Source organism: Pararhizobium sp. LjRoot238 (genome assembly GCF_964252955.1).
Taxonomy (GTDB): Bacteria; Pseudomonadota; Alphaproteobacteria; order Rhizobiales; family Rhizobiaceae; genus Pararhizobium.
This window is the reverse complement of sequence record NZ_CAXUPP020000001.1, coordinates 1,343,949-1,366,421: the sequence shown is the minus strand read 5'-3', so window position 1 is coordinate 1,366,421 and position 22,473 is coordinate 1,343,949. Positions and strand designations below refer to the sequence as shown.

General features: G+C 61.3%; 23 protein-coding genes. 12 read left to right on the top strand and 11 right to left on the bottom strand.

The annotated features are described in order from the left end of the window. Window positions 1-145 precede the first annotated feature (145 nt). The 5 genes from ACSQ3F_RS06780 to ACSQ3F_RS06760 all read left to right on the top strand — a co-directional run bounded on the left by ACSQ3F_RS06780 (window position 146) and on the right by ACSQ3F_RS06760 (window position 5,088). A complete protein-coding gene (locus ACSQ3F_RS06780; RefSeq protein WP_436099514.1) occupies window positions 146-1,585 on the top strand; it encodes a murein hydrolase activator EnvC family protein in 1,440 nt (479 codons plus the stop codon). Then, window positions 1,575-2,897: a S41 family peptidase gene (locus tag ACSQ3F_RS06775; RefSeq protein ID WP_436099513.1), complete on the top strand. Its 1,323-nt coding sequence runs from the start codon at window positions 1,575-1,577 to the stop codon at window positions 2,895-2,897. Before ACSQ3F_RS06780 ends, ACSQ3F_RS06775 begins: the two co-directional genes overlap by 11 nt. A gap of 136 nt (window positions 2,898-3,033) precedes the next feature. Next, a complete protein-coding gene (locus ACSQ3F_RS06770) occupies window positions 3,034-4,236 on the top strand; it encodes a divergent polysaccharide deacetylase family protein (RefSeq protein ID WP_436099512.1) in 1,203 nt (400 codons plus the stop codon). Window positions 4,237-4,314: 78 nt separating this feature from the next. Beyond that, a complete protein-coding gene (locus ACSQ3F_RS06765) occupies window positions 4,315-4,842 on the top strand; it encodes an RNA pyrophosphohydrolase (RefSeq protein ID WP_436099511.1) in 528 nt (175 codons plus the stop codon). A gap of 102 nt (window positions 4,843-4,944) precedes the next feature. Continuing rightward, entirely contained in the window at window positions 4,945-5,088 is a 144-nt protein-coding gene (locus tag ACSQ3F_RS06760; protein ID WP_436099510.1) for a hypothetical protein, read from the top strand. A 278-nt stretch (window positions 5,089-5,366) separates the two neighbouring features. Here ACSQ3F_RS06760 and bfr read toward each other — a convergent pair whose 3' ends face one another. From bfr to ACSQ3F_RS06735, 5 genes are all read right to left on the bottom strand, one after another. Next, on the bottom strand, window positions 5,367-5,852 hold the full coding sequence (bfr, locus tag ACSQ3F_RS06755) for a bacterioferritin (RefSeq protein ID WP_349436432.1): 486 nt from the start codon (window positions 5,850-5,852) through the stop codon (window positions 5,367-5,369). Then, on the bottom strand, window positions 5,818-6,129 hold the full coding sequence (locus tag ACSQ3F_RS06750; RefSeq protein WP_349436433.1) for a (2Fe-2S)-binding protein: 312 nt from the start codon (window positions 6,127-6,129) through the stop codon (window positions 5,818-5,820). The genes bfr and ACSQ3F_RS06750 overlap by 35 nt, the downstream gene beginning before the upstream one ends. 316 nt (window positions 6,130-6,445) lie before the next feature. Then, window positions 6,446-9,889 (bottom strand): error-prone DNA polymerase, encoded by a 3,444-nt coding sequence (locus tag ACSQ3F_RS06745; RefSeq protein WP_436099509.1) that lies wholly within the window; start codon window positions 9,887-9,889, stop codon window positions 6,446-6,448. Then, entirely contained in the window at window positions 9,886-11,304 is a 1,419-nt protein-coding gene (locus ACSQ3F_RS06740; RefSeq protein ID WP_436102064.1) for a Y-family DNA polymerase, read from the bottom strand. The genes ACSQ3F_RS06745 and ACSQ3F_RS06740 overlap by 4 nt, the downstream gene beginning before the upstream one ends. A 40-nt stretch (window positions 11,305-11,344) precedes the next feature. After that, window positions 11,345-12,277 carry an ImuA family protein gene (locus ACSQ3F_RS06735; protein WP_436099508.1) on the bottom strand — a complete coding sequence of 311 codons (933 nt, stop codon included), beginning with the start codon at window positions 12,275-12,277 and terminating at the stop codon, window positions 11,345-11,347. A gap of 169 nt (window positions 12,278-12,446) precedes the next feature. Between ACSQ3F_RS06735 and ACSQ3F_RS06730 the strand changes: the two genes are divergently transcribed. Then, entirely contained in the window at window positions 12,447-12,881 is a 435-nt protein-coding gene (locus ACSQ3F_RS06730) for a metallopeptidase family protein (protein WP_436085909.1), read from the top strand. A 64-nt stretch (window positions 12,882-12,945) separates the two neighbouring features. Here the strand turns inward: ACSQ3F_RS06730 and ACSQ3F_RS06725 are convergent, their stop codons facing one another. Further along, the gene (locus ACSQ3F_RS06725; protein WP_436099507.1) at window positions 12,946-13,152 is read right to left on the bottom strand and encodes a DUF1737 domain-containing protein; all 207 of its coding nucleotides are present in this window, start codon (window positions 13,150-13,152) and stop codon (window positions 12,946-12,948) included. Continuing rightward, the gene (locus ACSQ3F_RS06720) at window positions 13,149-14,057 is read right to left on the bottom strand and encodes an HpcH/HpaI aldolase/citrate lyase family protein (protein WP_436099506.1); all 909 of its coding nucleotides are present in this window, start codon (window positions 14,055-14,057) and stop codon (window positions 13,149-13,151) included. The genes ACSQ3F_RS06725 and ACSQ3F_RS06720 overlap by 4 nt, the downstream gene beginning before the upstream one ends. Before the next feature lie 116 nt (window positions 14,058-14,173). Between ACSQ3F_RS06720 and ACSQ3F_RS06715 the strand changes: the two genes are divergently transcribed. From ACSQ3F_RS06715 to ACSQ3F_RS06705, 3 genes are all read left to right on the top strand, one after another. After that, window positions 14,174-14,413: a hypothetical protein gene (locus ACSQ3F_RS06715; protein ID WP_436099505.1), complete on the top strand. Its 240-nt coding sequence runs from the start codon at window positions 14,174-14,176 to the stop codon at window positions 14,411-14,413. A gap of 117 nt (window positions 14,414-14,530) precedes the next feature. Beyond that, window positions 14,531-15,136, top strand: a complete 606-nt coding sequence (gene leuD / locus ACSQ3F_RS06710; RefSeq protein WP_436099504.1) for a 3-isopropylmalate dehydratase small subunit — start codon at window positions 14,531-14,533, stop codon at window positions 15,134-15,136. A gap of 6 nt (window positions 15,137-15,142) precedes the next feature. Further along, a complete protein-coding gene (locus tag ACSQ3F_RS06705; RefSeq protein WP_436099503.1) occupies window positions 15,143-15,529 on the top strand; it encodes a RidA family protein in 387 nt (128 codons plus the stop codon). Here ACSQ3F_RS06705 and ACSQ3F_RS06700 read toward each other — a convergent pair. Next, entirely contained in the window at window positions 15,519-15,881 is a 363-nt protein-coding gene (locus ACSQ3F_RS06700; protein WP_436099502.1) for a hypothetical protein, read from the bottom strand. The two genes, ACSQ3F_RS06705 and ACSQ3F_RS06700, sit on opposite strands and share 11 nt — an antisense overlap. Before the next feature lie 894 nt (window positions 15,882-16,775). Between ACSQ3F_RS06700 and ACSQ3F_RS06695 the strand changes: the two genes are divergently transcribed. Then, entirely contained in the window at window positions 16,776-17,597 is an 822-nt protein-coding gene (locus ACSQ3F_RS06695) for an alpha/beta fold hydrolase (protein WP_436099501.1), read from the top strand. Window positions 17,598-17,789: 192 nt separating this feature from the next. Here ACSQ3F_RS06695 and ACSQ3F_RS06690 read toward each other — a convergent pair whose 3' ends face one another. Continuing rightward, window positions 17,790-17,966 (bottom strand): hypothetical protein, encoded by a 177-nt coding sequence (locus tag ACSQ3F_RS06690; RefSeq protein ID WP_018328377.1) that lies wholly within the window; start codon window positions 17,964-17,966, stop codon window positions 17,790-17,792. Between the two features lie 104 nt (window positions 17,967-18,070). Then, window positions 18,071-18,322, bottom strand: a complete 252-nt coding sequence (locus ACSQ3F_RS06685) for a hypothetical protein (RefSeq protein WP_436099500.1) — start codon at window positions 18,320-18,322, stop codon at window positions 18,071-18,073. 30 nt (window positions 18,323-18,352) lie between these two features. On the opposite strand from ACSQ3F_RS06685, the gene leuB reads away from it, so the two are divergent. After that, window positions 18,353-19,465, top strand: coding sequence for a 3-isopropylmalate dehydrogenase (gene leuB / locus ACSQ3F_RS06680; protein ID WP_436099499.1), 1,113 nt, complete (start codon window positions 18,353-18,355; stop codon window positions 19,463-19,465). A 291-nt stretch (window positions 19,466-19,756) separates the two neighbouring features. Next, window positions 19,757-20,455 (top strand): phosphatase PAP2 family protein, encoded by a 699-nt coding sequence (locus ACSQ3F_RS06675; protein ID WP_436099498.1) that lies wholly within the window; start codon window positions 19,757-19,759, stop codon window positions 20,453-20,455. A 58-nt stretch (window positions 20,456-20,513) separates the two neighbouring features. Here ACSQ3F_RS06675 and ACSQ3F_RS06670 read toward each other — a convergent pair whose 3' ends face one another. Further along, a complete protein-coding gene (locus ACSQ3F_RS06670) occupies window positions 20,514-22,400 on the bottom strand; it encodes an MFS transporter (protein WP_436099497.1) in 1,887 nt (628 codons plus the stop codon). Window positions 22,401-22,473: the final 73 nt, after the last annotated feature.

Below are 22,473 nucleotides of genomic sequence, written 5' to 3'. Positions count from 1 at the left end.
GCCTAGGTCGATCACAGATAGATTGCTCTTTTCGCACGTCCCGCTCGCCACGCGGATGCCGCAATTGCCGGGGATGGCTGTTGGCGGCGATGGCCAAATCAGCGTAGGGTTTTGCCCGGACGGACGGCTGACAGCGAATGGCGGAATGACAACAGGGTTGATAAGGCGGACGAGGAAAGGGCAGCCGGCACATGCCGGGTGGCCAGGTCTCCGCGCGAGCCTGTTGACGGCGGGGCTCCTGCTTGCCGCGGACGCACCCGCCCAGACCGCCGAAACGACCGACCGGAATCCGCAGGCATCCACCGGAGAAGCGCCGGCACCGGTTGATCCCACCGCCGATCTCGCACTCAGGCGCGACAGCACCCGCAGCGAGTTGGATGCCCTGTCGAAGACCATTACCCTTTCAAACGACCGTGCAGCCGAACTGCAGGCTAGCATTACGGAGCTCGAAAAGACCAGCGAGTCACTGAGAGCGGCGATCGTCGATTCGGCGAACAAGCGCAAGGCGCTGGAACAACAGATTGTCGACGGCGAAGAGAAGCTGACCGCGCTGCGGACAAAGGAAGATGCCGTCCAAAAATCGTTGCGCGCCCGGCGCGGCGTGCTCGCCGAGGTGCTGGCGGCACTGCAGCGAATGGGGCGCAATCCGCCGCCCGCATTGCTCGTGACCCCCGAGGATGCGCTTGCCTCGGTTCGCAGCGCCATCCTGCTCGGTGCCGTCGTACCCGGCATCCGCCATGAGACGGAAAACCTTGTCGCCGACTTGAAGGCTCTTTCCGGTCTGCGCAAGGAAATCACCGCCCAGAAACAGGCGCTCGGCGACGACATGGCATCCCGGCTCGAGGAAGAGCGGCGCATGAACATGCTGGTTGCCGAAAAGCAGAAACTGAAGCAGCGCAGCGCCACCGAGCTTGCCGCCGAGCGCCGCAAGGCCGAGCAACTGGCCGCGCAGGCAACCAGCCTCGAAGGGCTGATCGGCTCGATCGAGACCGAAATCGCCTCGGTGCGCGATGCCGCGGCCGCGGCCAGGGCCGAAGAGGAAAACCGCAGGCGGATGTCGCAAGAGCAGCGGGCGCAAGCCCGCGAACTGGCCAACAGCGTTACGCCCGACAAAAACCGCATTGCGCCTGCATATGCATTTTCGGACCTGCAGAAAAAGCTCGCATTGCCGGTGGCCGGATCTGTCCAGCGCCGGTTCGGCGATGCCGATGGCACTGGGCATTCGCTTCAGGGCATGATGCTCGAAACCAATGCAGGGGCTTTGGTAACAGCGCCGTCCGATGGCTGGATCGTCTTTGCCGGTACGTTTCGCAGTTACGGCCAGATGATCATCCTCAATCCCGGCGACGGTTACCATATCGTTCTGTCCGGGCTCGAAGGCGTCACGGTGCAGCAGGGGCAGTTCGTCGTCGCCGGCGAGCCGCTCGGCACCATGGGTAACAAAAGAGTGGCCAGCGCGACCGCATTGGCGCTGGAAACCGAGCGTCCAACGCTTTACATTGAATTCAGGAAAGACGGAAAACCGGTTGATTCCCGACCATGGTGGACCGCAGCAGACACCGGAAAGGCACGCAATGATTCGTAGAACGTCACTTGTTCTGGTCGGGGCACTCATGGGTGCAGCGGCTACGGGCGTTGTATATTCCTCCATCGTCCCGGCCGTCGCGGCCAACGCATCCACCTATCGCGAATTGTCGATCTTCGGCGATGTGTTCGAGCGAGTCCGCGCCCAGTACGTGACGCCGCCGCAGGACGACAAGCTGATCGAGAATGCCATCAACGGCATGCTCTCCTCGCTCGATCCGCATTCCAGCTACATGAATTCCACCGACGCCGAAGACATGCGCACCCAGACCAAGGGTGAATTTGGCGGTCTCGGCATCGAAGTCACCATGGAAGACGACCTCGTCAAGGTGACCAGCCCGATCGACGATACGCCGGCTGCCAAGGCAGGCGTTCTTGCCGGCGACTTCATTTCGAAGATCGACGGCCAGGACGTGCGCGGTCTGAAGCTCGAGGAAGCCGTCGACAAGATGCGCGGCGCCGTCGGCAAGCCGATCAAGCTGACCATCCTGCGCAAGGGTGCTGAAAAGCCGATCGAACTGACGATCATTCGCGACATCATCGCCGTTCGCGCCGTCAAGTTCCGCGTCGAGGGCGATGTCGGTTACCTGCGCGTGATCTCCTTCACCGAGAAGACCTATGACGACCTGAAGACCGGCATCGAGAAGATCAAGGCCCAGGTCCCGGCCGACAAGCTGAAGGGCTATGTGCTCGACCTGCGCCTCAACCCGGGCGGCCTGCTCGATCAGGCGATCAACGTCTCCGACGCCTTCCTGGAGCGCGGCGAAGTGGTGTCCACCCGCGGCCGCAATCCGGACGAGACCCGCCGCTTCAACGCGACGGCAGGCGACCTGACCGATGGCAAGCCGGTGATCGTGCTCGTCAACGGCGGCTCGGCTTCGGCCTCGGAAATCGTTGCCGGCGCCCTGCAGGACCTGAAGCGCGCCACCGTTCTCGGCACGCGCTCCTTCGGCAAGGGCTCGGTCCAGACGATCATCCCGCTCGGCGACGCCGGTGCGCTGCGCCTGACGACCGCGCTCTATTACACGCCGTCCGGCAAGTCGATCCAGGGCACCGGCATCTCGCCGGATATCAAGGTCGAACAGCCGCTGCCGCCGGAACTGCTCGGCAAGGTCGAAACGACGAGCGAATCCAGCCTGCGTGGTCATATCAAGGGCCAGAACGAAAACGAGGAAGGCTCCGGTTCCGTCGCTTACGTGCCGCCGGAAGCCAAGGACGACCTGCAGCTGAACTATGCGCTCGACCTGCTGCGCGGCAAGAAGTCGGACCCGGCCTTCCCGGCCAATCCGGAAAAGGCCGAACTGAAGCAGTAAGCCGCATCGTCCGTGTGTTGCGCGGATCCCGATAAACATCTCGCCGCCTGGCTCCGGCCGGGCGGCGGTTTCGATTCTTGAACCAGCGGCCTGCCAAGCTTTCCGCCCCTCGCAACTCAGATCGACAGAGACCCTCTTGGGAACAGACCTCAACGCTCCTCTTGGTCAGAACCGCAAGGCGCGCCCTCCCAAATCGCAAAATTCCGTCTTTTCTTTCGGCCGCGTCCTTCTTGGCGTCGGCGTTGCGGCGCTGATTGGCGTCTCCGCATGGACGGTGCTGCGGCCGACCGGCCTCATCGAACCGAAGCCCGCAGCGGAAGCAGACGCCGCGCAGACGGCTGAAAAGCCGGGAGCGGACACGACCGCGAACGGAAAAAAACTCATGAAGCCCCAGACAAGCGGCGCCCTTTCCGGCGCCCATGTCGAGGAGACGCTGACGGATGACGGCTCGATCGTCACCAAATTCTCTCCCAGGCAACGCAACGGCGATGGCCCCGCCTTCATCGAGGTCGGCCGCACCAAGGGGCAGGACCCGCGCATGGCCGCCTTTCCGAACGATGCCCTGCTGGAGGACACGCCGGAAGGCCGTTTGCCGATCATCGGTCCGGACGGCCTGCGGCCGATGGATCAATATGCGCGGCCGTGGTCAGGCGCGCGCGGCACTCGCATTGCCCTCGTCGTCGGCGGCCTCGGACTGAGCCAGACCGGCACGCAGAACGCGCTGCGCCAGCTTCCGTCCGAGATCACCATGGCCTTTGCGGCCAGCGGCAACAGCCTGCAGCGCTGGATGCAGGAAGCCCGCCGCAACGGCCATGAAATCCTGCTGCAGGTGCCGTTCGAACCTTTCGATTATCCCGACAACAACCCCGGCCCGCATACACTGCGCGTCGGGCAGGATGCCAGGAAGAACCTGTCCGAACTGCGCGCGTCGCTCGCCAGGATCACCAATTATACCGGCATCATGAATTTCCTCGGCGGCCGGTTCCTGTCTGACGCCGACGCGCTCGAACCGGTGATGCGCGACATCGGCCGGCGTGGCCTGCTCTTTCTTGACGATGGCACGTCGGCGCAATCGCTGACCGGCACGCTCGCCGATACGATCGGCGTGCCGCACGGCTTTGCCGACATGGTCGTCGACGGCGAGCTCGACCGCACCGCCATCCTGAAAAAGCTCGACGAGCTTGAACGCATCGCTCGCCGAAACGGCAGCGCCATCGGCGTCGCCTCGGCCTTCGACGAGAGCGTCGAGGCAATTTCCCAATGGGCCGACGAGGCCGGCACCCGCGGCATTGAATTCGTCGGCGTCTCGGCCCTCGTCAAGGACCCGCAGCAACAATAGCGTAAGCCTGCGATGCAGGCGAAACCGCGCACCGGGCTTCGTCGGCGCGGGAAAACATGATCAGCAAGGAACACTCGGATGAGCAAGGACAAGTCGAAACCGATCAGGGCGGAAGACCTTCCCTATCGCCCCTGCGTCGGCACCATGGTTCTGAACAGGGACGGTCTGGTCTGGGTCGGACGGCGCATTCCGGTCGGCAACTCCGAATATGACGGCTCCGCCCAGCTCTGGCAGATGCCGCAGGGCGGCATCGACAAAAATGAGGACCCGCTGAAGGCGGCCTACCGCGAGCTCTACGAGGAAACCGGCATGACCTCCGTCTCGCTGCTTGCCGAAGCGCCGGACTGGATCAACTACGACCTGCCCGACCACCTGATCGGCATCGGCCTCAAGGGCAAATATCGCGGCCAGACCCAGCGCTGGTTCGCCTTCCGCTTCGAAGGCCACGAGACCGAAATCGCCATCAACCCGCCCCCGGGCGGCCACGAGCCGGAATTCGACGAATGGGCATGGAAACCGATGCACGAGCTGCCGGGACTGATCGTGGCGTTCAAGCGCAAGGTCTACGAGGAAGTCGTGGCGGCTTTCAAGCATTTGGCAGGGTAGCGTCGCGATGTCGGGCTGAGCTTGCCTTCGATGAACAACGAGAGGACAATCTCTCGAATGGCCTCAACGACTTGGCCAAGCCCTCCATGACGGGAGACTGCCATGAACCTCAGATACTTGATGATGGCGATCGCGGTGGCGCTGTCTGTTTTGACGATCTCCGGATGCCAGAGCGGACCGAGCTACGATAATCGTCCAACGGACGGAAGCGGCTATGGGTCCGGCGGCGGCAGCGGAGGCTACTGAAAACCCGGCGATGGAACCCGCTGTTGCGGCAGCATCGCTGATTATATTTGCGGGCATCTTGTTGTTCGCAGTGATCATTTTTGGCGCTCCCGTCACGCGGCCAACGCCCGGCGCATTCGCGGGCGTTCGGTTTCCACGCCGGTTATGAGGGCAGCGGTCCGCCGCCCCGAAATTGGGCGATGAGCCGTATCATTGCTGCCTGCGCCGCCAACCTGGATCTTGACGCATGAAAAGACCCGCTCCGGGAACCGAAGCGGGTTGCTGTTGGAGACGGAACCTTATTCGGCTTCGTTTGCCGGCGCGGCGTTGAGCTGGCCGTATTTCTCGGCACCGATCTTGTTGAAGAGATCGAGCTGGGTTTCGAGGAAGTCGATGTGGCTCTCCTCGTCCGAAAGCAGCTCTTCGAACAGTCTCATGGAAACATAGTCGCCCGCGCCATGACAGATATCGCGGGAACTCTTGTAGGCCGTGCGGGCGTCGTATTCGCCGGCAAGGTCGGCTTCCAGCACTTCCTTGACATTCTGGCCGATGCGCAGCGGCGCCACCGTCTGCAGGTTGGGATGGCCTTCGAGGAAGATGATGCGGGCGATCAGCTTGTCCGCGTGGTGCATTTCCTCGATCGATTCAGCCCGCTCCTTCTTGGCGAGAAGCGTATAGCCCCAATCCTCAAGAAGGCGATAGTGAACCCAATACTGATTGACCGCACCGAGTTCGAGGAAAAGGGCTTCGTTAAGCCGCTCGATGACTTTTATGTCGCCTTTCAAGATCCGCTCTCCTGTTTTCTTCGTGGAATTGTTTGAGGCGGGTCATGAAATCAAATATCTGGTCATCCGTCGAGGGGCGGCTGGCATGATATTGCTCGGTGGTGCGGATGATGATGTCGACAACATTGGGGAAACAGCCGCAGCAACGGCCGCGCTTTTCCATCGCGTGGTAAACCTTCGCAGGAACGATCAGCTGCCAACAGTCCTCATCGAGGAGCCCGATGATGGTGTCCTCGATGTCCTTGTCGGTGATGAAATTGCAGCTACAAACCAGCATCTCGCCTGCCCGTGATACGCAACGCACTGAATTTCTTCATAAAGCAAAAGCGGATATTTACTGTCAACAAAAATGTCTGAGCGATATTTTGCGCCTCAAATATTAGATTGATTCTAAACGTGATAAAAAATATCGAATTTTCATTGGTTTAATCTTGCTCCGGAGAGGCAGGACTGCCTTTCCCGATCGCCTTCAAAATTTCTTGAGCGGCAAAAATGCCGAACAAATTTTGTTACAAGCGAGCTCTGACCTGCGCCTCAGTCTCGCACGCCCCCAGTTTGCCGATAACTGCGCAGGGTGGATCCTCCTGTCTGGGTTAATGAAAATTCCGCCCCTTCGGCATGACGCTCGCTGTCTCGACGATCTCGGTGCGAGCAGTTTTCCCAAAATCGCCACTCCCCGAATGCGCCGGTACAGTCAAACGCTTCTTCTGCCGACGGTCGGCGGTCGGGCGCAGCGCTTCGTCTGCCCGGTCTGACACACCAAAATGACGGGCCTCGCGTTGCAGCAGGCCGAGCATCGATGTCATATCCTCAATATGGTCGACCACGACGTGGATCACCCCGCTTTCGCTCTGGAGCTTGCCCCTGATCTTCACCAGCCGGGCGCCCATGACGATGGACCGGTACCGGTCGAATATCTTGTTCCAGACGATGGCATTGGCAACACCCGTTTCATCTTCCAGCGTCATGAAGATCACGCCCTTGGCGGAGCCCGGCCGCTGGCGCACCAGCACGAGCCCGGCGATGGTGACCTTCTCACCGTTCGGCACCGTCAGAAGGTCCCTGTTCCTGAGGATACCCTTCTTCGTGAATTCATCGCGCAGGAAGGAAGCCGGATGCGCCTTCAGGGAGAGAGAAAGATAGCGATAGTCTTCGATCACCTGCTCGCCCGGCAGCATTTCCGGCAGGCGGGTTTCCGGCTCTACCTGAAGATCGGCACGGTCCGCGCGATCGAACAAGGGCAGTTTTTCGGCAGCACTCTTTGCGTCCAGCGCCCGCACGGCCCAGAGCGCTTCGCGCCGCGAAAGCCCGATGGAGCGGAAGGCATCGGCATCCGCCAGCCGCTCGATATCGGATTTCTGCAGGCCCGACCGCAGCCAGAGATCGCGCACGGAGATGTAGCCCTGGCCACGGTTTTTGACGAGTTCGTCCATATCCGGTTCCGAAAGGCCCTTGACCTGCCGGAAACCAAGGCGCACCGCCCTTTTCGTCCTGATGATATGCCGCATCGAGACGTGGCGCTGGTCGATCGCGTCTCTGTCGAAGGCGGTATCCTCGAGGAGGCAATCCCATTCGGAATGATTGATATCGACCGGGCGCATCTCGACCCCGTGCTCGCGCGCATCGCGAACCAGCTGCGCCGGCGCATAAAATCCCATCGGCTGCGAATTCAGCAGTGTCGCGCAGAAAACATCGGGGTAATAGGCCTTGACCCAGGAGGAGGCGTAGACAAGCAGGGCAAAGGAAGCCGCGTGGCTTTCCGGAAAGCCGTATTCGCCAAAACCTTCGATCTGGCTGAAACAGCGTTCGGCAAAGTCGCGGGGATAACCGTTGCCGACCATGCCGTCGATCATGTCCTTCTTGAAGGAATTGACCTGTCCCGACCGCTTGAACGTCGCCATCGAGCGCCGCAACCTGTCGGCCTTGGCGGGAGGAAAGCCTGCGGCGGTAATGGCGATCTGCATCGCCTGCTCCTGAAAGAGCGGAACGCCCAGGGTTCTTTCCAGGACCGCCTTGAGCTCCGGCTTCTGATAGTCGATGGGCCTGTTGTTGCGCTGATCCTCCCGCCGTTTGAGATAGGGATGGACCATGTTTCCCTGGATGGGACCCGGCCGGACGATCGCCACTTCCACGACAAGATCGTAGAATCTTTCGGGCCTGAGCCGCGGCAGCATGCTCATCTGGGCCCGGCTTTCGACCTGGAAGACGCCGATCGTATCCGCCCGGCAGATCATCGCGTAGACCGCCTTGTCGGTCATGTCACCGAAGCCGCCAAGCGTGACCTGACGATCATAGTGCGATTCCAGGAGATCAAAGGCCTTCCTCAGGCAAGTGAGCATGCCGAGAGCGAGGATGTCGATCTTCAGGATGCCGATCGTATCGAGATCGTCCTTGTCCCATTCGACCATGTAGCGCTTGGGCATGGCCGTCGGCATGATCGGCATGACCTCGTCCAACCGGTCCCGCGTGATGACGAAGCCGCCGACATGCTGGGTGAGGTGCCGCGGAAAGCTCATCAACTCGGTCGCGTATTTGAGAACATCTGTCGTCGTCCGATCGGAAAGATCGAGGCCGGCGGCCTTCGCCTCGCGTTCCGTCAGATCCGCCGCCGACCAGCCCCAGACCGTGCTGGCGAGGGCCGATTGCACATCTTCCGACAGGCCGAACGCCTTGGCCACCTCGCGGCCGGCGGATCGCGCCCGGTAGCTCGTCACCGCCGCCGTCAGACCGGCATGCTCAATGCCGTATTTTTCATAGATGAACTGAATGACCTCCTCGCGGCGCTCATGCTCGAAATCGACGTCGATATCCGGCGGTTCGTTGCGCTCGGTCGAGATGAACCGCTCGAACAGAAGCGTCGTTATGGTGGGATCGACTTCCGTGATGCCGAGGCAGAAACAGATGACGGAATTGGCGGCGGACCCGCGTCCCTGGCAGAGGATTTTCAGCTTGTAGCGGGCATGATGGACGATATTGCGCACCGTCAGAAAATAATGCTCGTATTTCATCTGCTTGATGAGATCGAGCTCATAATCGATCTGCTTGGAGACCTTCTCAGGAATGCCCTCCCGATAACGGTCTCGCGCCCCTTCCCAGGTCAGGCGCGCAAGCGTTTCCGACGGCGTTTCCCCTTCGACGCCTTCGTCCGGATAATTGTGGCTGAGCTCAGCCAGCGAGAAGGACAGGCTCTTGAAGAACTTTTCCGTATTGGCGATCGCCTTCGGGTAGGCCCGGAACAGGCGCGTCATCTCGCGCCCGGGCTTGAGATAGCGCTCGGCATTGGGCGCCAGCCGGAAGCCGGCCTCCGTAATCGACACATGTTCGCGGATGGCGGTGACGATGTCGGACAGCGGGCGGCGGGAAGGGTGATGATAGAGGGGCTGGTTGCTGGCAATCAGCGGGATGCGGTTGCGGGCCGCCAGCATCGAGAGCATGGCGAAAACCTGGGTATCCCGGCCATCATAGGAAGGGGAAAGCACCAGATAAATTTTCTCGCGAAAGCGTTTTTTCAGGCGCTCAAGGCAGTCTTCCAGCTTTTTCTGCGCACCGGCATCACCGAGCAAAACGGGATTGGCAACAAGGGCGAGCATCATCTCGTCTCCCCATTCGACAAGGTCCGCTTCCTTCAGGATGCACGACCCTTTTTGGGTTCTGAGGTTTCCGGCGCTCAGCAGGCGGCAGAGATGGGCCCAGCCCTTTCTGCTTTTCGGGAAGGCGAGGATATCCGGCGTGCCATCGGAAAAGACCAGCCTTGCGCCCGGTTGAAAGGGAACCGGCTTCAAAGGTTCCTTTTCCGCTTCTCCCTTTTCGCGACGCTCCTGGTTATCTGCGACGGTCTTTTCATAGTCTTCCTCCAGCGCCCTGATCCGCGCATGGGCCCTGACAACGCCGGCGACCGAATTCCGGTCGGCGATCCCGAGACCGGCGAGCTTCAGAACCGCTGCCTGCGTCACCATTTCCTCCGGCTTGGACGCGCCTTCGAGGAAGGAGAAATTCGTCCGGGCGCCGATCTCGAAAAAATGAGGTGCGGTGCTCATGCGAAAACCCCATGCATGAACCAGCGCGGCGGCGGTATCTGGCCGTAGAGACCCTCGCGGAAGATCCAGAACCGGTGGCCGGTGTCGTCTTCGACGCGAAAATAATCCCGTGCCCGGGCGTCAGCGCCATCGATCCACCATTCCATGGCGAGGCGCTCCGGCCCCTCACTGCGGGAGATGCGATGCAGCATGCGCCGCCAGCGGAAGCTTTCGGGCGGCCCCTCGGGCACTTCGGCCAAGGAGACCTCCACCGATTCCGGCCTCAAGAAAAGCCTGAGCGGCCGTTCGCTGCGAGACCAGGAGAAACCGCTTGCCTCCGGCCTCTTGCCGGATGACAGCGTGCGGATGGCGGGAGCAGCCGTCACCGCCCGTTCCGGCACGTGGCTTTCGCGCAGGTGAAAACTCTGCAGACAATCGGCGCCGAGACGGGCCGAAACGCGATCGACGAAGCTTGCAAGGGAAACATCCTTTTGCCGGTCGCCATCAAAATCCTCCTGCGCGGCATCGAAGGCTTCATGCCGCATGACGTTCAGCCGCAGGATTTCAAAGCCATAGCCGGCATCGAGGTCGTCATGAACGGCCTGGAGACGCTCGGAAAAGAGCGCGGCGATCCGCTTGGGATCCCGCAACGGCTGCGAAGCGCCGGCCGCGATGCGAAAGACCCGGCCATCGACCCGGAAAAGCACGAGCTCGAAAGCGCGTCCTCCCGCGCCCCGCTCTTCCAGGCTGGTTTTCAGCGACAGGGCGATCTGCCCGGTGAGATACAGGATGTCTTCTTCCGCCTGAATGGGGTCAGTGAGGCGGCGCTCGGCGGAAAGGCCGGCGACGGCCCGCCGCGGTGAAACGGGCTCTTCGTCACGGCCAAGCGCCTGATCAAGCCGCAAGAGCAGGTGCGCTCCGAAACGGCGGGCCAGAGGCGCCCGTGGCGCAAGGAGGAGATCGCCGACCTGTTTCAATCCAAGCTTCTGCAGCGCGGCGACGGTCTCCTCCTGTAGCCGCAACGAGACGACCGGCAGGGGCGAAAGCACATGCTCCATCTCCTCGTCCGCGATGACGCCGCCGCTGCCGAAGCGGGAGATCGCCCAGGAGAGGCCCGGCGCCGACGAGATGGCGCCACGCGCATCGATCCCCATCTGGAAAAGGCGCGACAGGATATCCTTGAGCAGCGCCTTTTCGCCGCCGAAAAGATGGGCGCAGCCGGTGATATCGAGAAACAGGCCGTCCCGGCCGTCGAGCGCCACCAGGGGCGTATAGCGGTCGCACCAGTCGGCGATGCCATCAAGCAGGCGGCGATCGGCGCCCAAGTCTTCCTCGACGACATCGAGAGCCGGACAGATCGCCCGCGCTTCCGCAACACCCTGATTTTTCTTAAGGCCGATCGCTTCCGCGGCCTCGTCAAGCGCCGTCAGCCGCATGGCATTGTTGAGCCGCCCGGAGCAGACGAGGGGCTGGGCCTCAGGACGCCTGATCGAACGCCAGGACAGGCCCCATTTCTGCCGAGCGATCCGGTCGGTTGGCAGATGCGGGAAGGCGAGGGCCAGAATGCGCTGCGCGCTTGAGCGGAGGCCGAGCATGTTCTGGCTCGCGGGCAGGGGAAAACTGACGGTCATGGGGGTTCCACTCCAGAATGAGGGAGAGGGGGGCCGGATTTCGGCTCTTCTCCAGGGTGAGACGGAAAACCGGATTGCCGATGCTGCCGCCAAGCATCGACCGGTCCGGCAAAAGCCGGATTGCCGCGGGCGCGGGCTCCACCAGAAAACGAAGGGCAGCGCTGCTTGCCTCTTCTTCTCCCGATTGCCGCATCAGGAAAAGCGGCCGCCCCGCCGCCTTTGCCCTGAGGCCGAGCCGGCGGCTTTCGGTCAGGCCGAAATGGGCCGGATTGCCCTTGACCTCCAGCAGAGTGACGGCGAAGGCGCCGCTTTCCATCGCCGTTTCGGCAAGCCAGAGGGCTTCGTCCAGCTTGCGCGGTGCCGCATGGAGGAAGCGTTTCGGATCGAGGCCGAAATCCTTGAGCCCCAACGCATAAGGCACGCCTGCCTCCATCGACGTGACCCTATCGGTGATCCAGAGGATCGGAGCAAGATCATCCGCCGCCTGTTTTTGAATGAGGGCGGAAAGTGCCAGGGCAAAGCCGGCCGAGGCGGTCGCATCGCGCAGACATTGCGAGCGGATTTCCGACAGTCCATCAAGCGGCAAGCCGCCGTCCAGGGCCTCATCCAGCGCCGTCACGCCGAGCGGCAGACGATGCTTTTCCTTGCCCGCGCCGCCACGTTCAGCCAAAGCCTCCTGTCTGGCCGCTGCCATGGCAGGGACCGGTTTGCCTTCGAGCCTTGCTATCTCTTCACGGAGCGCAAAAAGCCGCTCACGCGCCATGGGCGCCTGCACCATGACGTCACTCCAATTCATAATGTTCCTGTTATGTTCCTATTGATTCCAGAGCTTCGAAGAAGAGTCAACGGTAATTTATGAGAATTTATTCCTTGACAGGGCACGTCCAAATTCAACCCTCGAAAAACGCTCATGAAATGGCTATATCAAGGGGCAGTAAGGAGTGCCCATGGCCCGCATAGACCAGACCGATGATTGGCGTGAACGCCATGCGCCGACAATCAGCACATTCGAATCCCTGGCACTGGAGGCTTACAGCCATCTGCCGGAGGAATTCCGGGCGCTTGCCACCAACCTCACCATCGAGATCGACGACTTTCCGAGCGAGGACGTTTTCGAGGACATGGCGCTGGAAACACCCTTTGACCTGCTCGGCCTGTTCGAAGGACGCGGCATCGGCGAGCGCTTCACCATGGAAACCGGCGAGATGCCGAACCGGATCATCCTCTACCGCCGGCCGATCCTCGATTACTGGGCGGAAAACGAGGAGACGCTGGGCGACATCGTCACCCATGTGCTGATCCACGAGATCGGCCATCATTTCGGCCTGTCCGACGACGACATGGAGCGGATCGAGGCGAGCGTCGAGCATGTGGGCGGCTGAGCCGTCCAAGAGCCATTAAAGGCTGAAAGCGCCGCGTATCAAACGATGCGCGGCGCTTTTCATTTCACTGTTCCGACAGCTTCATGTCGGGGTGATAGTCCTTGCCTTCGACGTCCTTGACGATCGCCTGCCCGGTCATGGGCTGGCCCGTCTGCGTGTTGAAGGACAGCGACGGCGAGCCGTGCAACGACCAGCCCTTGTTGAGGGCATCGGTGACGCGGTGGCAGAAAGCGGCATCGTCAGTGCCGGTCAGGAAACGGTAGAGTTTCATTCTTTAAGTCCTTTATGCTGAATGGCCTCTGCCTTGGCGGCGAGGCGCAGGGCCTGCTCGAGATGCAGGCGCTCGACCATCAGGCCATTGAGATTGATGACGCCCTTGTCGCGATTTTCGGGGAGCGCGAAGGCGTCGATGATGGACCTGGCTTCCGTGACGGCGGCTTCGTCGACACCGAAATGATCGTTTGCCGGGCCGATCTGGGCCGGGTGGATCAGCATCTTGCCGTCGAAACCCATGTCGCGGCCTTGCGCGCATTCCGCAGCGAAGCCGGCCGTATCGCTGATATCGTTGAAGACGGCATCGATGACATCGAGACCGCAATTGCGGCCGGCGAGCAGGATCTGCATCAGCCAGGGCACGAGATAGGTGCGGCCGGGCAAAGCGGGCACGCCGGTTTCCTTGCGCAGATCGTTCAGCCCGGGCACGAAACAATCGAGCCTGCCGCCGCGCGTGCGGCCGGTCTCGGCGATCGCCGCGGCATTGAGCACCCCATGCGGGGTCTCGATCATCGCCCAGAGCCGCAAGGCGTCCTGCGCGTCGTTTTCCGACAGTACGTCTGCGACCGCCTGGATATCCTGCGGACTTTCCACCTTGGGCAGCAGGATGGCATCGGGCGAAAGCGCAAGCACCGCTGCCAGATCCTTTTCGCCGAAGGGGGTTTTCAGGCCGTTGATGCGGACGATCACTTCGATATCGCTGCGCCGTTTGCGGGCGAGATGATCGGCAAGCGTCCGGCGGGCGACGGCCTTGTTGTCGACGGAAACGGCATCCTCGAGATCGTAGATCACCGCGTCGCAGGCAAGGGTGGCGACCTTGGCAAGCGCGCGGGCATTGTCGGCGGGCACGCAGAGCACCGAACGGCGCAGGCGGACGGGATGGCGATCGGCAACTGAATTCATGCGACTTTTGTGCCCGGCTTTCGCCTTTTTCGCAAGCCAGACCTGTCATCGCGCAGGGCAAGGTCTTGCACAGCGGAGCGGGCAGGCCCACATTTCACGTAACGAAAGGTACGATCATGCAAAGCATTCGCTCTCTCCTCTTCACGGCCGCCGGCATCGCGTTTACGCTGATGGCGCTGGTCTTCACGGCTTCGCTCGGCCTGGCGCTCGCCGGCATCGCGACCGTGCTCGTTATCGGCAGCGCCATTTCCGCCCGGCTTTCGCCGAAGCCGGTGCGCGCGGGCCGCACAGCGGGACGGCAGGAGCGTGAACCGCGCATCTGGAACGACGGACGCGGCACGATCATCGATCTCTAAGGGCGCAAAGCCGACTTTCCAGCCCTCTGCCATGAGATTCTCCTTCATTTCGGCGCAAAATTGCTCTAAACGCTGGGCGGAAATTTTTCCGTCCCGTTGAAATCGAAGGCCATTGCCATGGACAAGTTCGTCAAGCTCACCGGCGTTGCCGCGCCCCTTCCCGTCGTCAATATCGACACGGACATGATCATTCCGAAGGATTACCTGAAGACGATCAAGCGCACCGGCCTTGGCACGGGACTGTTTGCCGAAGCCCGCTACAACGAGGACGGCACGCCGAACGAGGATTTCGTCCTCAACAAGCCCGCCTACCAGAACGCCAAGATCCTGGTTGCCGGCGACAATTTCGGCTGCGGCTCCTCGCGCGAACATGCGCCCTGGGCACTGCTCGACTTCGGCATCCGCTGCGTCATCTCGACCTCTTTCGCCGACATCTTCTACAACAACTGTTTCAAGAACGGCATCCTGCCGGTCGTGGTCTCTCCGGAAGACCTGGAAAAGCTGATGGACGACGCCAGCCGCGGCTCCAACGCCATCCTCACGGTCGATCTGGAAGCCTGCGAAATCACCGGCCCGGACGGCGGCAAGATCACCTTCGAGCTCGATGAATTCAGGCGCCACTGCATGCTGAACGGCCTCGACGATATCGGCCTGACGCTGGAGAAGGCGACGGCTATCGACACGTTCGAGAAGGCTAACGCCGCTTCGCATCCCTGGGCCTAAGGCCCGATGCCAAGCCAGCGCAAACTGATCTCTTCCGGCTCGCCGTTCGAAAGGACGGCGGGCTATTCCCGCGCTCTGGTCCAGGGCGACTGGTGCTTCGTTTCCGGCACGACCGGCTACGACTATGCCACCATGACCATGCCGGAGACGGTGGAAGAGCAGACCCGCAACTGCCTGAAGACGATCGCGGCGGCGCTGGCGGATGCCGGGTTTTCGCTGCAGGACGTGGTGCGCAATCATTACTACGTCACCGACACGGCCTTTGCCGACGTGGTGTTCCCGATTCTGGGCGAAACATTCAGCGACATCCGTCCGGCGGCGACGATGGTGGTCTGCGACCTGATCCGCCCGGAAATGCTGATCGAGATCGAAGTCACCGCCTTCAGGGGTTGACGGATTTCAGTCCCGCCTTTGCCATTTCCGCATGATAGCGAAGGAACAGCCAGCGCCTGAATTCGATCATCTCCCGCTCCTCTTGCGTTTTCGCTTGAGCAAGCCGGGCCTCCAAGCGATCAGGCGTCGCAAGTTCAACGGTATTGGCCAGAAAATTCATCATTTCGTCGACATCCGCATTTTTCATCTGACGGAAGCACTGAACGTCTCCGTTTGCAGCCAGCCTTGCAAGACACTGACCGTCGCGGCGGCAGCGGCGCACTCGACAAAAGACATGATTGAGCCAGGCTGTGGCAGCTACGCGGAAAAACACCTTGAGATCCGGACTGAGGGGCGGCGGACTATGGGACATGGCTGCGCTTTCTTTGCTGGGGAGCAACATGGCGGCCGACAACGTCCCCGCGCGTTGCCGCCGTGGTTTCGACAAGAGTTCATTCGGACGGGGCACTGGAAACCGTCTCTAGCGAATGAATATAGGTGACGCCTTCCAGCGCCCCGTTTGGCGTTCTCGGGAGCTTTCCTCCCTACAGACCCCGACTTCGGACCCTCTGCCTCGGGACGACTTCGTGGCGCAGGCTTCCGGTTCCGGCATTAAGCATCACGGTTCCGGTACGTCACGTGTCCTGTCCCGACATGTGCATCCCACAGATGCGCCCGCCCCAGAAGGACGGAGGGGATCCATTTTCCGGGGGCTCTCCTTCCGGTCCGCCTGACGTTCGCGGCCTCCTGATCGAAGGCCACGAGGCTTCCCGTGGAGCGCCAGCCCTGCCTCGCCGCAAACGTCTTGCGGTGTATCCGTGACAGGACGCCATGATCATGACACGGCTTTTCCGGGCGGGGATCAGCGGGGATGAAATTTCCAGCCCAGAAGCGTCAAAGGAGCGTGGTTCACGCTGGCGACATAATGGCGCGCTACTTCGAGGACTATAAGAAATGCCAGGTTTAAAAGCCTGTCGATCAGATTAAAGTGTCTCACGTCCAGAGCGTCGAACGCAACGTGTCATGACGCTGTAATGCTTTGAACGTGCTTCATTATTTCATTCTTGAATCGATGCCGATCCAAGGTACGAGGCAGAAGCGGCACCCCGCAAGAACGGCGTGATTTTTGCTCCGCCGGGGGCGCCGCCTTGTTCGCCGGCGTGGACGAAAGGCAATTCGAGACGGCAGACATTTTTTGGCAATCCGCGTTTCACCCCGGGCCGCAGAGCGTGGCCCTCCCCGCAGCATGAGGAAGGAACCGCAAGAGATGGCTACGATCACCACCAAGGACGGAACTGAAATCTTCTACAAGGACTGGGGCAGCGGTCAGCCGATCCTGTTTTCGCATGGATGGCCGCTTTCGGGCGACGCCTGGGAAGCGCAGATGCTGTTCTTCGGTCAGAACGGCTACCGCGTCATCGCCCATGACCGCCGCGGCCACGGCCGTTCCTCCCAGCCCTGGGACGGCAACAATATGGACCAGTATGCCGATGACCTGGCCGAGCTGATCGAAAAGCTCGACCTCAAGGACCTGATCATGATCGGCCATTCGACCGGCGGCGGCGAAGTCGCCCACTATATCGGCCGCCACGGCACGAGCCGTGTTGCCAAGGTCGTGCTGGTCGGCGCCGTGCCGCCGCTGATGCTGAAGACCACCGCCAACCCGGAAGGCACGCCGATCGAGGCCTTCGACGGCATCCGCAAGGGCACGGCCGAGGATCGATCGAATTTCTTCCTCAATCTCACCATGCCATTCTACGGCTTCAATCGCGATGGCGCGACGGTCAATGCCGGCCTGCGCGAAAGCTTCTGGCTGCAGGGCATGATGGGCGGCATCAAGGGCCACTATGACTGCATCCACGAATTCTCCGAGGTCGACTACACCGAGGACCTGAAGAAGATCGATGTTCCCACACTCTTCATCCATGGCGATGACGACCAGATCGTGCCGATCGCTGCGGCTGCCGAGAAGGCCGTGAAGATCGTGAAGAATGGCACGCTGAAGGTCTACAAAGGCAGTGGCCATGGCCTTGCCCAGGTCGAGCCGGACCGCTTCAACGCGGACGTTCTCGCGTTCATCAAGACGTGATCGGATCACTTGGGGGTCGCGTATGGGAGGCTGTCGCATGTGGATCGAAGGCGATTGCGACAATTTCCCACTTCTCCCCGGCGGGGAGAAGAGGGACAAGCTGCAAACCTGCCCGGCTTTGCGCTGGACCAACCAAAAACCCGGCTGCAGGGACAGCCGGGTTTTCAGGGAGGAAGCCAGAAACAGGTGCGCTTATTCGCAGACGCGGATCTTCTTGATGATCACGTTGCCGTAGTAGTCGTAGGTCTTGACCTTCTTGATGAAGCAATAGGGCTGGCAGTCGTCGCTGTAGTAGCCGGCCTGCGACGGGGCGGCGAAGGAAACGGCGGTGATGGCGGCAACAGCGGCGGTCAAAACGAACTTGCGCATACGGGTCTCTCCTTGAGATCTTGTTTGGATGAGCCTCCCTCATCCAATGACCCGACTATCCCACGGGCCAGACACATGCGCTGTTTCGGATGGAACAGGGTTTGCTAAATTTCAGGATTTGGATTTTCCGGAAAAGAGAAGCATGTGTTGCCCGCATGGTTGCGGCAATGGGTCGGATGAGTTTGCACATGGATTTTTCCATCGGCAGAACCGGAAGACATGCCCGGCAAGTCAGAATCCCACGCTCCAGCCAGCAGCGCCTGTTCCGGCAGGAACTGAAATTCGCGCACAATTCTTTCCAAAACCGCATTTTCCTTGAACGAAAGTTGCGTTAAGAACGCGCCAACATCTGACAAGCCCACCCTTCGACTTAAAAGGAATGCCCCATGACAGTGCGCAATCTTTTCCTTCTGCCCGGCGACGGCATCGGTCCGGAAGCCATGGCGGAAGTCCGCAAAATCATCGCCTATATGAACGCCGAAATGGCCGGCGGCTTCACGACGGACGAAGGTCTGGTCGGCGGCTGCGCCTACGACGCCCATGGCGCGGCGATTTCGGACGCGGACATGGAAAAGGCGATGGCGGCGGACGCCGTTCTCTTTGGCGCCGTCGGCGGTCCGAAGTGGGATGCGGTTGCTTACGAAGTGCGCCCGGAAGCCGGCCTGCTTCGCCTGCGCAAGGACATGGAACTGTTTGCCAACCTGCGCCCGGCGATCTGCTATCCGGCGCTGGCCAACGCTTCTTCGCTGAAGGCCGAGCTGGTCGAGGGCCTCGACATCCTGATCGTGCGCGAGCTGACTGGCGGCGTCTATTTCGGTGAGCCGAAGGAAATCATCGACCTCGGCAACGGCCAGAAGCGCGGCATCGATACGCAGGTCTACGACACCTACGAGATCGAGCGCATCGCCGGCGTCGCCTTCGAACTGGCACGGACACGGCAGAACCGCGTCTGCTCGATGGAGAAGCGCAACGTCATGAAGTCGGGCGTGCTCTGGAACCAGGTGGTGACGGCGACGCACAAGGCCAAATATTCCGACGTGCAACTGGAGCACATGCTGGCAGACGCCGGCGGCATGCAGCTGGTTCGTGCGCCGAAGCAGTTCGACGTCATCGTCACCGACAACCTGTTCGGCGACATGCTGTCGGACGTTGCCGCCATGCTCACCGGCTCGCTCGGCATGCTGCCGTCGGCCTCGCTCGGCGCACCGGATGCCAAGACCGGCAAGCGCAAGGCACTCTACGAGCCGGTACACGGCTCGGCACCGGACATTGCCGGCAAGGGCATCGCCAACCCGATTGCCATGATCGCCTCGTTTGCCATGTGCCTGCGTTATTCCTTCAACCTGGTGACGGAAGCCGACAATCTGGAGAAGGCAATCGCCAACGTGCTCGACAAGGGCATCCGCACCGGCGACATCATGGCCGACGGCGCCCGCCAGGTCGGGACAGTCGAGATGGGCGATGCGATTTTGGCGGAGTTCAAGGCGCTTTCGGCGTAAGGCTTCCGTCAGTATCAACTGTATGGAGCGGCACCCGAATCCTGAAGGTTCGGGTGCCGTTTTGTTTGCTGGGCTTGATTATTCATCAAGAGAACCACAGCTTCCAGGAGACGCTTCCCTAACTCCGTCATTCCTGTGCTTGTCACAGGAATCCAGCCACGCGACGTCTGTCGCGTGAAAGAGTCTTTAGCGGCGCAGACGCGCCGCTGCTGGATCCCCGCCACAAGGGCGAGGATGACGGAGAGGAGGAGAGCGCCGCGTAAAACACCCGGTCCTCGGGAAAGGCAATTCATGAACCGACCGCTTTCCTCATCCCTCTGGCTTTTGCTGGCAACGATCGTTCTGGTCGCGGCGCTGGTGCCTTTCGATGGCGCAATTTCCCAACGTGCGCAGGCCTTGCCGCCCGCGATCGTTGCCTTCAATGAGCGGATCACCGATTTCGGCACCTTTGCCTGGATGATCTACGGTTCCGGATCGATCGTGATCATCGCCTATATCCTGCACCGTGTTTCCCGTAGCGACGGGTTTTCCTCGAAGACGAAGACCGCGTGGCGGCTGGCGCTGTATTTCCTCGTCACGATCGGCAGCGCCAGCGCGCTGGTTCACCTGCTCAAATTCGTGATCGGGCGGGCGCGGCCGGAGCTTTTTCTGGAGTATGGCGCCTATAGCCTGACGCCCTTTGCGCATAATGGGCTGTTTGAGAGTTTTCCCTCCGGCCATTCGACGGCGGTCGGCTCCTTCTTTGGCGCCTTTGCCATGCTGGCGCCTCGCCTGCGCATCCTTTTCGCGCTCGGGGCACTGACGATCGGTATCACCCGTGTCGTTGTCGGCGCCCATTATCCGAGCGACGTGGCGGCCGGGCTGCTGCTTGGTCTCTGGGTCGCGCTGATGACCGCCTTCATTTTTGCGCAGAAGAACTGGCTGTTCCGGCTGGATGAGCAGGGCTGGCCAAGGCCCAAAAGCAGTCCTGACGCGCCGGTAACGACCTGAAACGAAAAAACCCGGCACAGGGGACGTGCCGGGCTCAGTTGGCGGAGAGAGAACTGGATCAGTTCATCGCGTGGATGTCACGATCCTTCGTTTCGGGCAGGAAGAGCATGCCGATCACCAGCGTGATGCCCGCAAACACGATCGGGTACCAGAGACCGTAGTAGATATCGCCCTGGGCAGCGCTCATCGCAAACGCCGTTGCCGGCAAGAGACCACCGAACCAGCCGTTGCCGATATGGTAGGGCAGGGACATGCCGGTATAGCGGATGCGGGTCGGGAAGAGTTCGACCAGAAGCGCTGCGATCGGGCCGTAGACCATCGTCACATAGATGACGAGCACGGTGAGCACCGCGATGATCGTGACCCAGTTGACACGTGCCGGATCGGCGACCATGGCGAAGGTGCCGCCCTTGGCGACCGTGTAGACCGGCATTTCGGTGACGCCGGCGGCTTCTTCCGCCGTCAAAAGCTTGGCGGCGACCACCTGCTCAGCCGTCATCATTGCCTTCTCGCCGCCGCGAACGGCTGCGGCATCGAGCGCCAGCTCCGGATTGGCTGCAACGAAGCCGTCAAGCTTGCTTTCCGGAACCTTGGCAGCGGCACGAACCAACGGATAGCCGCTGGCCTGGAGCGCCATGTTGACCTGCTTTTCGAAAGCGCCGCCCATGGCCTTGGCCTTGTCGCCTGCGGCAACCGCATCGTAGCTGTTGATGGTTGCGTCGCCGATCTTGACCGTGGCAGCCGAGCCGGCCGGACCGGCAACGACGTCATAGGGCACGGAATTGCGCGTCAGGAACGAGGTCGCGATATCGCAGGATGTCGTGAACTTCGCCGTGCCCGTGGGATTGAACTGGAATTTGCAGTCGCCCGGAGCGGCGGTGACAGTTGCACGGATGCTCTGCTGCGCCTCTGCCAGCGCCGGATTGCCGGCCCACGTCAGCGTTTTGAACAATGGGAAGTAGGTGACCATGGCGAGCAGCAGGCCAGCCATGATGATCGGCTTGCGGCCGATCTTGTCCGACAGCCAGCCGAAGAAGACAAAGAAGCCGGTGCCGATGAGCAGCGAAGCCGCAACCATCAGGTTGGCCGACTGTCCGTCGACCTTCAGGATGTTCTGCAGGAAGAACAGCGCATAGAACTGGCCGGAATACCAGACGACGGCCTGGCCGACGACGGCGCCGAACAGGGCAAGCAGCGCAATCTTGGCATTTCTCCACTGGCCGAAGGCTTCGGTCAGCGGCGCCTTGGAGCCCTTGCCTTCTTCCTTCATCTTCTTGAAGGCCGGCGATTCGTTCATCTTCAGACGAATCCAGACGGAGACGCCGAGCAGGATGCAGGAGAGCAGGAACGGAATGCGCCAGCCCCAGGCTGCGAAGGCTTCCTTGCCGAGGATCATCTGCACGGTGACGATGACCACCAGCGACAGAAACAGGCCGAGCGTCGCCGTCGTCTGGATCCACGAGGTGAAATAACCACGTTTGCCCTGCGGCGCGTGTTCGGCGACATAGGTCGCAGCACCGCCATATTCGCCGCCGAGCGCCAGGCCCTGCAGCATGCGCAGCGCGACCAGAAGGATCGGAGCGGCGATGCCGATGGACGCGGCACCGGGCAGGACGCCGACGAGGAAGGTCGATAGACCCATGATCAGGATGGTGACGAGAAACGTATATTTACGGCCGACGAGATCGCCGAGGCGGCCGAACACCAGCGCGCCGAACGGACGCACCAGGAAGCCCGCCGCAAAGGCGAGCAGGGCGAAGATGTTGCGGGTGGTTTCGGGATACTGCGAAAAGAAGGTTGCGCCGATGTAGATAGCCAGCGAACCGTAGAGATAGAAGTCGTACCACTCGAAGATCGTGCCGAGCGAAGAGGCGAAAATCACCTTCTTCTGCTCGCCTGTCATGGGGGCGGCCTTTGCTCTGCCCACTGCTACGATATCTGCCATTTCGTTTGTCCTCCACTCAAAAACGGCTGGTGCGCATCCTCAGTCGCGTCCGGATCCTCCCTGATCCGAAGCG